Below are 10124 nucleotides of genomic sequence, written 5' to 3' on the forward strand. Positions count from 1 at the left end.
TGGAATCAGGCTGCCGTCCTCGCGGATGCCGGCGACCTCGATGATGGCGATGTCGAGCTTGCCGAGAAAGCCGAACCAGACGTGCTGGGCGACGTGCGACAGATGGATGTCGATGTACTCCATCCGCCCGGCGTTGATGCGCTTGCGGCAGGTCGGATCGGATTGATACGGCAGCCGCATCTCGATGCCGTCGACCTTGGCGAGGGCGCCGTCGAGCTCGGGCGCCGTCGAGGCGCCGGTCCAGACGCTGACTTTGAATTTCTGGCCGCGCGCGTGGTGCGCGTTGATGCGCTCGGCGAGCGCCAGCGGCAGCAGCTTCGGATATCCGGAGCCGGTGAAACCACTCATGCCGACATGCGCGCCGGACGGGATCAGCGCAGCGGCGTCCGCCGCGGTCATGACCTTGGATCGAAGATGGGGCGCGAGGACGCGATCGGCAGAGACCATCACGGAGCTTCTCTTGGCTGGTGGACGGGCTGAAGCGGCTGATGCGATTCGTGTAATGGCTCCGGCAAAAACTACCATGCAACGAACGACCAAGACCGCCGGCCGCTTCGAGGCGGGCGCGCCACCGACGCAAAAACCAGCGAAATCTGCGTTGGAAACGTCCAGTTCGGCGGGGGTTCGCGAGACGCCGGAGGCGTAGGCTGGGGTATGTGCCCAATGCAGGGCAGCATCGCGGCTGCCGCGGTTCGGCTCAGCGAGCCGACACAAAAGTGAAAGCCTCCGGCAGGGCATTGCCGAAGGCTTTCTTGGAGGTATTACAGAAACGGCGGGAGGCCGAACCTCCCTCATTTCTCAGCCGCCAGAGCAGTGTCGGCTGAGAGAAGTATAGCGACCTTATCGTTGAGTTCAATAGGTGATTTAGTCAAATAATTGACCCTGACCATTTCAAGCGGCGAACCCACTGGACTAACGGTCCGATGCGGAGTGTCGCGATCGGCTCGACACGGAGCGGTGGACCGAACGAGGCCCGAAGAAAAAAACCCCGGCGGTTGCCCGCCGGGGTTCTCCGAGAGCATCCCTCTCGGGATGATCAGATCAGAAGTTGCGCTGAACGCGGAGGTTGCCGCTCCAGACGCCCTGATCCTTGAACTCGTACACGGCGGCGGGCTTGGAAATTGCCGAGATCGCCGGGATAGCCAAAGTGCCCGAGTTCGACTGGTCGAGGTAGGTGTACATCACTTCGCCCGACAACGTCAGGTTCTTGACCGGAGTCCAGCGGGTGACGGTGCCGATCTGCGCGATCTTGAAGTCCGGGTTGCAGACGAAATTGACGGCGGTCGCGCAGATGCTGGCGGTCGCCGTGCCATTGTAGTCCACCGCGGAGTACGAGCCGAACAGCGAGGTCGACCAGAAAGGGTTCCAGTTGTGGTTGAACGCTCCGCGGACACCCCAGGCAGTGGTCTTCGAGATGCTGGTACCATTCGCAGCCGACGTGCCGGAGAAAACGCCGTCGGCCGCGCTGGCGAAGGCGATGCTCTGATAGGCACCCGCAACGCTGGTGTTACCGTAGATCGAGAACGAGTTGCCGGTCACACCGCCGACGACGTAGCGGGTCGCGCCATTCGAGTAGGTCGCCGTGAAGTTGATGCTGTCGCCGGGGCCGGTCGGCAGGTTCTTGAGCGACAGGGCGCCCTGAACAGCGTAGCCCCAAGTATCGCTCGGGTGACCCGAGGTTTCGTCGGCCAGGTTGTAGTAGCTGGCACGAACCTGGTGAGCCGCAGCCGATACCTGGAACAGACCCCAGGCCTGATCGACACGGATCTTGCCGACGATGTCGGGGATCTGCGTCCCGGCGTAGGAGTTGGTGCCGAGAAGGCCCTGCGCGTAGGACGAAGCGGTGATCGTCGAGGTGTTGTACAGGCCCGACTGCAGATACGACGACTGGTCTTCCAGCGAGATCGATCCCGACACGCCGTTGCCGAATTCCGCGGTGTACGACACCTGGTTGATGCCGGTGACGTCGTCATAGCCGCCGATCAGGAACGACGAGTTGTTGCCCGGATAACCGGTCCAAGGCGTATCGAACTGCGACACGGCCTTACCGAAGGTGAACCCGGCGAACTGAATGAAGGCGTAGTATACGCCGAGCGAGCCACCCGCGACGCCGTCGCCCGTAGTCCAGTTGAAGGTCGCGTCGAAGTAAGTGCGGACGACGCCATATTCGGTCGCGGTGCGGGTGTCGAGGGTGAGGTCCTGACGCGAACGGAAGATGGTGCTGTTCGCCTGGCGACTCTTCGCACCAGAAGTCCCATTCCAGGCCGGCGCGTTATAGGCGGTCGAACCGTTGATAGTCGCGTCGGCGCGCAGATAGCCACCGATCTTGATGCAGGTATCGGTGCCCGGCATGTAGTAGAAGCCGGCGCCGTAGATGGAGCAGACCTTCACGTATTCGACCGCTTTGGCCTTCAACGGCAGATCGGCCGCCTGAGCACTCCCGGCGGTTATGACCGCCGCGGCCGAGCTCAGGGCCAGAAACTTGACGATTTTCATTCGACCCTCCAGGTCAACAAAGTGGAAGAGCCCGCAGGACGCTGCCTGACTTCGGCCCTTGATACTTCGATGTCCGCAAGCCTTGATGGCTGGCGCACGTGACGGAAGGGTTGGTGTCTTTTGCGCCACCCGTCACACTAAGATCATGATTGATTTTATCACTTGAGCAAATCTGTTTAGTAAATCAGTGATCTGTTTTGCGGACGACGTGGTATTTTCGCAACAGGCGCTTTGCGCGATCCGGCAGGACCTGCCGTGCTTCACCCCGGCAGACGGGTTTTCCCGCCCAATATTGCGGCGACCGCGCCGCGGCGCCGATTGCCTCACCCCTTGTTTCAGCTTGTTTCGGCTGCGAGACTGGACCATCGAGAAGCCGCACTGTGATTCAGTCGCGGCAGTTGTGCTATTAACGAAATCGCTCAATAGTTGTAGAATCGAATTACTGATCAGGTCAGGATCAGGTCACTGGAGTCGGGATGCGCCAGAAGACGAAGCTCAGCCCACAGTCCCGGCACTCGCCGGTCCAACCGGAAACCGCCCGACGATTCACGGCGACGGTCGCGAGCGTGCATAGTTTTCTCGACGATATTCGGGCTTTTTTCGCCAAGGGGCTCGGCATCACGGGACCACAGTTCTCGATTTTGACTGCGATCCAGGGCCTCGATGAAGCCGACGGCGTCTCTGTCCGGCATGTCGCGAAGGCACTGCACGTCGACCCATCATTCATCACCACACAGACGAAGCTGCTCGAGAAAAAGGGCATGATACGTCGCCAGGCCGATCCGAGCGATGCACGTGTGGTCAAACTGTCGCTGTCCAATAAGGCCACGAAGCAGATCGACGCGATGAAGATCGGCGAATCCTCCATCAATGACGTCGTGTACGCCGATATGACCGACGACGAGCTTGAGGAACTCAACGAACAGTTGAGCCATTTCAAGTTTCGACTGGAAAAGATTTGCCTGCGGATGTCTGCAGGGCTCTGAGTTTCCGCTGACGTCGCGCCTTAGTGGCAGTCACACGCCGCCGACCTATGGTGGTCATCACCGCGAATGGTGCCCCTGGCCGGGATCGAACCAGCACTCCTTGCGGAACTCGATTTTGAGTCGAGCGCGTCTACCAGTTCCGCCACAGGGGCCAACGCGGTGTCGGAAACCGACACCGCGAAGCGCGCGGACTATAGCGACCGGCTAATCGGGGTCAACCCGACGGAACGCCACGCGGCAGGCGGGAGCGCCGTACATGTACACCGCGGTGTGATCGGGGCTCCCTCGACAGGAACCGGCCCGCAGGATACGACCCGGGCCGCATTCCGGAGACGCCGAATGACCTCCGCCCTCGTCGACCGGCCTGGATCCTTGCCGGCTACCTCCCCCGCTCGAGCCGCGTTGACCGCAGCACTGACCATCGCGGTGCTGGCCGCGATCGCTCTGGCCGCTGCGTGGTACGCCCAATTGGTGCTCGGGATGGTGCCATGCCCGCTCTGCCTCGAGCAGCGCTATGCTTATTATGCGGCGGCGCCGTTGGGGCTGATCTTGGCGTTCGCGGCCTGGCGCGGCGCGCCGCGCGGGATCTTGATCGCTGGTCTCGTCGTGCTGACCGCGCTGGCGCTCGGCAATGCCGGACTCGGGGCCTATCACGCAGGCGTGGAATGGAAGTTCTGGGCCGGTCCGACCGATTGCTCGGGGCCGATCGTCGACTTCAGCAAGGCCGGCGGCCTTCTGGCGCAGCTCGACAGTGTCAAGGTGGTGCGCTGCGACGAAGTCCAGGGCCGTTTCCTCGGCCTGTCTTTCGCTGGATACAACGTGCTGCTGTCGCTGCTGCTCGCCGCCATCGCCGGTTGGGGCATTGCCCGGACGAGCCGCCGCTAATCGTCGAGATCGTCGGGACCCTTGCCGAACAGATGCACGATGCCCGGCGTGGCGATCGAGACGTAGATGAAGCGCGACAGATGATGCGCGCCGACGAACACCGGATCGATGTGCAGCGTCAGCGCCAGCGCCATCATGGCGTCCATGGCGCCGGGTGAGAACGCCACCACCAGATCGCTGAGCCGCACCTGAGTGGTGAGCAGGATCGCCACCACGAACACCGCCGAGATGGCGATCGCCACCGCGAACGAGCCCAACGCCGCGCCCAGATAGCTGACGATCGTGCTGCGCCTGATGTTGGCGAAGCGCGAGCCGATCAGAATGCCGATGCCGATCAGCGCCGCCAGATAGGCCCATTGCGGCAGCGTGCCCTCGACCAGGCCGGAGCCGTGCAGCACCGAGGAGCCGAGCATGGCGCCGAACATCCAGCTCGCCGGGAAGTTGATCCGTCGCATCAGCAGCGCCACCGCGAGCGACACGGCGGTAATTTCCGCCAGCACCAGCGGGGTCGCTTCGGGCCCACGCGACGCCATAGCCCCGTGGGAATTGAAGCCGGTGAGCGCCAGCAGCATCGGCACGGCGCTGGTCAGAATGATCACACGCATGACCTGAACGACCGCGATGCCTGGGACATCGGCCTTGCGCTCGGTCCCCAGCATGATGATCTGCGACAGCGCACCTGGGCTGCCGGCGAGCAGCGCCGAGGTGCGGTCCCAGCCATGGACGCGCTGCAAATAGAGACTGCTCCCGAACGTCGAGCAGAAGGTCGCGATCGCCAGCAGGCCGATCGTCACCGGATAGGCAGCCATGTTGTGGATCATCGCCGGCGTGACCATCGACCCGAGCGACACCCCGAGCGCCATCAGCACCACATGGGAGATCGGTGGCGGCAGGCCCATCTTGCGACCCACGAGCCCGGCGATCGCCACCGCCCCCATCGAGCCGGTGATCAGTCCGCCCGGTAATTGGGCCCAGTAGAACAACAAGCCGCCCAACGTGCCGACCAGCATGGTCTCGAGCACGCTCAGAATCTTGGATCGCGACGGCATCGCGGTGAGTGCGGGAAGCAGGGACACGCGCCGTTATTGCAAACGGAAATCAGTTCGGCAAATGCGTGGTACGCACTTGCCCATTCCGCCGACGCGGATGTTTCACCGGCCTACGAACGATCACTCGACCAGTAATCACTTCGTCATTGTCAGTTCCGCCATGCGGGATAGGATCGCCCCGGGGAAGACCCGAGGAAGACCAGGAGAACACCAATGACCTCATCGAGGATCGCAATTATTCTTGCGGCGGCCGCGCTGACGAGCGTCGCGGCCATTCCGCAGGCTCAGGCGCTGACCGCGCAGGAATGCAGCGCTAAGTATCAGGCTGCCAAGACCGCCGGCACACTCAACGGTCAGGGCTGGAATGATTTCCGCAAGGCCCAGTGCGGAAGCGAGGCTGCCGCAGCGCCTGCAGCTGCCGACAAGTCTGCCGAAGCCAAGCCCGAGGCCAAACCGGAGGCGAAGCCCGAGGCCAAGAAGGAGGCCAAGCCAAAGCCGACCGAGGCCGCAGCTCCCTCGGGACCGGCGACCTATCCGACCGCGGTCGATGCGAAATTCGCCAAGGAGCCGGCCGCCCGCGCCCGGCTGCACACCTGTGCCGAGCAGTGGAAGGCCAACAAGGCCGCCAACACCACGGGCGGCATGAAGTGGATCGAAAAGGGCGGCGGCTATTGGAGCGAGTGCAACAAGCGGCTGAAAGGCTGACAGCCGCCGGCAATTCCGCAGCATCGATGCGCGCTCCAGGCGATTGACAACGCGGTCCGAAACGCCCGATTCGGGCCGCGTTGTCGTATCCAAGAAGGAGTGACGCATGATCGCCAGCCTGGGCGTGATCCTGCTGTGCCAACTTTTCGGCGAGGGACTGGTGCGCGGCCTCGGCCTGCCACTCCCCGGACCGGTGATCGGCCTGATGCTGCTGCTCGGGCTGTTGCTGCTGCGCGACGGCGTCGGCGCATTCGCGCGTGGACCGCTCGGTGACGGCGGCGTCGAAAATGCTTCGAAGGGCCTGCTGGCACATCTGTCGCTGATGTTCGTGCCGGCGGGCGTCGGCGTGGTGCAGCAGCTCGATATGATCGCAGCCCACGGCATCGCGATCGCCCTGGTGCTGGCCGGCTCGGTGCTGATCACCCTGCTGGTGACGGTGCTCAGCTTCCTGGCCGCGGCGCGGCTATTGTCGCTGTGGGTGTCGCGATGAACCAGGGACCGTTCTCGCTATGGGTCTACCTGTCGCAGACGCCGCTGCTATGGCTGACGGTGACGCTCCTGGTCTATGCGGTGACCGACACGATCTCTCAGGCGACCGGGCGCAACCCCCTGGCCAATCCGGTACTGCACGCGATGTGGCTGATCGGTGTATTTCTCTCAGTCACCGGCACCTCCTACAACACGTATTTCAGCGGCGCGCAGTTCGTGCACTTCCTGCTCGGTCCCGCGACCGTGGCGCTGGCAGTGCCGCTGTATGAAAACCGCAAGCTGGTCGTCGCCGCCATCCTGCCGATGGCTTTCGCACTGATCGTCGGCTGTATCACGGCAATCGTCTCGGTGGTGATGCTGGCGCAGCTTGCAGGCCTGCCGCACAACGTCGTGCTGTCGCTGGCGCCGAAATCCGTCACCGCCGGCGTCGCCATGGGCATCACCGAGTCGCTGCACGGCGATCCGTCCCTGACCGCCGTGTGCGTGATCATCACCGGCATCATGGGAGCCATCGTGGTCACACCGCTGATGAATGCTCTCAAGATCCGCGATTATCGCGCCCGCGGCTTCGCGGTCGGACTGGCCTCGCACGGCATCGGCACTGCACGGGCATTTCAAGTCGACGCCATCGCCGGTGTATTCGCCGGCATTGCCATGAGCTTGAACGCATTGGTCACTGCGCTGGTCGTGCCGGTGCTGGTGGCGCTGCTGGTGAGATGAGTGAGCCGCTTCGGACCGAGGGAAGCATGCAGGGACGCTCTGCTAAGCGCCGCTGCGCTTCTCCATCCTCAGCCGTCACCCTCCGCGAAGGCGGAGGGGCCAGTATTCCAGAGCGCTGCTGATTGTCGCCATCAACTCTCTGGAATACTGGGTCGCCCGGTCGAGCCGGGCGATGACCTCGCGTGTGAGGCGAGGCCGACTCATTTTCAAACGCCCATCCAACTCAGCAGCTCGGCGTTGATCTCGCGCGGATAGGAATGACTGAGATCGGCGATCTCGCGATAGCTCACGTCGGCGCCGGCGGCGAACAGCCCGTCGCGCGCCTGCCGGGCAAGCTCGACGGGAAACATCCAGTCGTGAACGCCGTGCACGACCTGAATCGGCAGCGCCCGCATCCGTGACGCGTCCGCCATGCCGGCGATCAGAGGATGGAAGCTGGCCGACACCGGCGCCAGATGGGTGAACGGCAACTCGCTATCGAGACCCGACAAGTAACAGAAGGTGCCGCCGTCGCTGAAGCCGGTGAGCAGCAGCCGCGACGCATCGATGTGCCAGGCGCCGGCGATCTGAGCCAGAATGCGCGATAGATTGGGCGTGTCGACGTCGTCGCCCATCAACGCCCAGGTCCGCCCCAGCGCGGTCGGCGCCACCACGATGGCGCCGCGACTGCGCGCATCGCGCAACCAGCTCCATAGAAACAAGCGGCCATGGCCAGCGCCGCCATGGAGTGCCATCACCAACGGCCAATTCCGTTCCGGCGTGTAGTCTTCCGGCACGTACAGCGAAAAGCCGCCGCGCTCGCCGAGTTCGTTGGCGTGATGAAACACACCACTGTCGGGATGCTTGGGCCGGGCCAATCGCGCCTCTAGAACGGCGTCGCTGCGCAGATCCGGATCGAGGAAGAAGGTCGCGATCGGCGGCAGCACCGCTGTCAGCGGATACAACGCCTCCAGCGCTTGCGGCAGATGACGCAGCGCACCGAACAGTTGGAGCAATTCGCCGCGGCCGCTCTCGACGGTGCGCAAACCATCGAACGCCGCGAGCGCGTGCTCGGATGCGACGCGCAGCGGATCGCGCAGATGCACCGCCGTGTCCGACCAACGCGTCAACTGATCGACCTGCGGGCGCAGCGCCTCGTCCGGATGGCCGACGAGCTGCATCAGCTCTCCGAATTCAGGCGGGTGTAGATAGCGCGACACATAGGCCAGCGCTTCGAGCGAGTGCAGCAGCGGCGGCAGTAGCGCCACGATGCCGTCGATCACAGCCTCATCGCTCATCGAGCTCTCACGGTCCTGCCCCGTCACTCGGCACGCCTCTTCGGCGTGCGCCCACAGTGTCAGGGATAGGACCGGATGCAAGCGGCAAACGCCGCTTGGCAAGCTGTGTGGGTGAGCGTCTTCTATGCGGCGCGCACGGTCTGCAGGAACTTCGCCACTTCGTTTTTCAGCCGATCGCTATCCTGCGCAAGTGAGGAAGCTGCCGACAGGACCTGTGCAGAGGCCGATCCGGTCTCGCTGGCGCCGCGCTCGACATCGGCGATGTTGGCCGACACCTGCTGAGTGCCGCCGGCGGCCTGCTGGACGTTGCGCGAAATCTCCTGAGTGGCTGCGCCCTGTTCCTCGACCGCCGACGCGATGGTCGAAGCGATCTCCGACATGCGGCCGATGGTGTGGCCGATCTCGCGGATAGCATCCACGGACAGAGTCGTCGCACTCTGAATGCCCGAAATGTGCTGACCGATTTCTCCTGTAGCCTTTGCGGTCTGCTCTGCCAGCGCTTTCACTTCGGCCGCCACGACCGCGAAGCCGCGCCCGGCTTCGCCTGCGCGTGCCGCCTCGATCGTCGCGTTGAGCGCCAGCAGATTGGTCTGGCCTGCGATGGTATTGATCAGTTCGACCACGTCGCCGATGCGTGCGGCTGCCTGCGACAGTTCGCCGACGCTGTCATTGGTCCTTCGCGCCTGGTCGACGGCCTCGGAGGCGATCCGTGCGGATTCCTGCACCTGCCGGCTGATCTCGGTGATGGACGACGACATTTCTTCGGTCGCCGAGGCCACCGACTGTACGTTGGTCGAGGCTTCTTCCGAAGCCGCGGCGACGGCCGTGGTCAGCTCCTGGGTACGGCTCGCCGTCGAGGTGAGCGTGCCGGCCGAAGCTTCGAGCTCGGTGGAGGCCGACGACACGGTTTCGACGATCTCACCGATCGCGGTCTCGAACTGGCGCGTCGCGGCATCGACACGCTGGCCGCGCGCGATCTTCTCTTCGGCCTCGCGCGCTGCGGCGGCATCGGCGGCACGCTTGGCAATCAGCGCTTCCTTGAAGATCTGCAGTGCAGTCGCCATCGCGCCGATCTCGGTCTTCGCGCCGCGATGCGGTACCTCGGCGTCGAGATCGCCGTTTCCGAGCGCCTGCATCGGCGCGATGATCGAGGCGATCGCAGTGCTGATGTCACGGATCACCAGGAAGCTGGCGACCGCACCGACCACCACCGCAACGACCAGAATGGCGATGACCAGCAAAAGAGCGGAATCGAAGGTGGACGCTGCTTCAGCCGTCGACTGATCGGCGCCCTTGGTGTTGTAGTCGATGTCCTTCTGCAGCGCCGCGTCGACGCGACCACCAATCGGACCCAGCACCTTGGTCAGATAGTCGCCGACTTCGTTCGAGGTCTTGCCGACGTCGCTGTAGGACAATTCCATCGCTTTCTTAGTGGCCGCCGCGTAGGCGTCCCACTCCTTGCCGACCTCCTGATACAAGGCGCGTTCTTCGGGCGACGAAATCATCGCTTCGTAGCG

At 63.7% G+C, this 10124-nt stretch carries 9 protein-coding genes, 1 tRNA gene and 1 pseudogene; 5 read left to right on the forward strand and 6 right to left on the reverse strand.

Features of this window, described 5'->3' with window-relative positions; genetic code table 11:
* A pseudogene (locus I5M_RS18795) lies at window positions 1–447 on the reverse strand (propionyl-CoA--succinate CoA transferase); the annotation flags it as partial.
* 594 nt (window positions 448–1041) lie between these two features.
* Window positions 1042–2496, reverse strand: coding sequence for a porin (locus I5M_RS18800; RefSeq protein ID WP_022722808.1), 1455 nt, complete (start codon window positions 2494–2496; stop codon window positions 1042–1044).
* Between the two features lie 476 nt (window positions 2497–2972).
* Between I5M_RS18800 and I5M_RS18805 the strand changes: the two genes are divergently transcribed.
* On the forward strand, window positions 2973–3482 hold the full coding sequence (locus I5M_RS18805) for a MarR family winged helix-turn-helix transcriptional regulator (protein ID WP_022722809.1): 510 nt from the start codon (window positions 2973–2975) through the stop codon (window positions 3480–3482).
* Between the two features lie 67 nt (window positions 3483–3549).
* Here I5M_RS18805 and I5M_RS18810 read toward each other — a convergent pair.
* Window positions 3550–3634 (reverse strand) — tRNA-Leu (locus tag I5M_RS18810).
* Between the two features lie 187 nt (window positions 3635–3821).
* Here I5M_RS18810 and I5M_RS18815 point away from each other — a divergent pair.
* Complete coding sequence (locus I5M_RS18815) at window positions 3822–4367, forward strand: disulfide bond formation protein B (RefSeq protein WP_022722810.1); 546 nt, start codon at window positions 3822–3824, stop codon at window positions 4365–4367.
* Here I5M_RS18815 and I5M_RS18820 read toward each other — a convergent pair.
* Window positions 4364–5416, reverse strand: coding sequence for an AbrB family transcriptional regulator (locus tag I5M_RS18820; RefSeq protein WP_031337008.1), 1053 nt, complete (start codon window positions 5414–5416; stop codon window positions 4364–4366). The genes I5M_RS18815 and I5M_RS18820 overlap by 4 nt on opposite strands.
* Before the next feature lie 213 nt (window positions 5417–5629).
* Between I5M_RS18820 and I5M_RS18825 the strand changes: the two genes are divergently transcribed.
* The 3 genes from I5M_RS18825 to I5M_RS18835 all read left to right on the forward strand — a co-directional run bounded on the left by I5M_RS18825 (window position 5630) and on the right by I5M_RS18835 (window position 7330).
* Complete coding sequence (locus I5M_RS18825) at window positions 5630–6121, forward strand: hypothetical protein (RefSeq protein ID WP_022722812.1); 492 nt, start codon at window positions 5630–5632, stop codon at window positions 6119–6121.
* Window positions 6122–6227: 106 nt separating this feature from the next.
* On the forward strand, window positions 6228–6611 hold the full coding sequence (locus I5M_RS18830; RefSeq protein WP_022722813.1) for a CidA/LrgA family protein: 384 nt from the start codon (window positions 6228–6230) through the stop codon (window positions 6609–6611).
* On the forward strand, window positions 6608–7330 hold the full coding sequence (locus I5M_RS18835; RefSeq protein WP_022722814.1) for an LrgB family protein: 723 nt from the start codon (window positions 6608–6610) through the stop codon (window positions 7328–7330). Before I5M_RS18830 ends, I5M_RS18835 begins: the two co-directional genes overlap by 4 nt.
* Before the next feature lie 206 nt (window positions 7331–7536).
* Here the strand turns inward: I5M_RS18835 and I5M_RS18845 are convergent, their stop codons facing one another.
* A complete protein-coding gene (locus I5M_RS18845) occupies window positions 7537–8607 on the reverse strand; it encodes a phospholipase (RefSeq protein WP_022722816.1) in 1071 nt (356 codons plus the stop codon).
* Between the two features lie 122 nt (window positions 8608–8729).
* On the reverse strand, window positions 8730–10124 hold a 1395-nt coding region (locus I5M_RS18850), incomplete at its 5' end, for a methyl-accepting chemotaxis protein (RefSeq protein WP_022722817.1).

It is taken from the genome of Rhodopseudomonas sp. B29 (genome assembly GCF_000333455.1).
Taxonomy (GTDB): domain Bacteria; phylum Pseudomonadota; class Alphaproteobacteria; order Rhizobiales; family Xanthobacteraceae; genus Rhodopseudomonas.

Bases quoted from the DNA above. Each gene is read 5' to 3' on its own strand.
- I5M_RS18835 (WP_022722814.1), top strand. From the start codon at position 6,608: ATGAACCAGGGACCGTTCTCGCTATGGGTCTACCTGTCGCAGACGCCG.
- I5M_RS18820 (WP_031337008.1), bottom strand. From the start codon at position 5,416: ATGCCGTCGCGATCCAAGATTCTGAGCGTGCTCGAGACCATGCTGGTC.
- I5M_RS18800 (WP_022722808.1), bottom strand. From the start codon at position 2,496: ATGAAAATCGTCAAGTTTCTGGCCCTGAGCTCGGCCGCGGCGGTCATA.
- I5M_RS18845 (WP_022722816.1), bottom strand. From the start codon at position 8,607: ATGAGCGATGAGGCTGTGATCGACGGCATCGTGGCGCTACTGCCGCCG.
- I5M_RS18815 (WP_022722810.1), top strand. From the start codon at position 3,822: ATGACCTCCGCCCTCGTCGACCGGCCTGGATCCTTGCCGGCTACCTCC.
- I5M_RS18825 (WP_022722812.1), top strand. From the start codon at position 5,630: ATGACCTCATCGAGGATCGCAATTATTCTTGCGGCGGCCGCGCTGACG.
- I5M_RS18830 (WP_022722813.1), top strand. From the start codon at position 6,228: ATGATCGCCAGCCTGGGCGTGATCCTGCTGTGCCAACTTTTCGGCGAG.
- I5M_RS18805 (WP_022722809.1), top strand. From the start codon at position 2,973: ATGCGCCAGAAGACGAAGCTCAGCCCACAGTCCCGGCACTCGCCGGTC.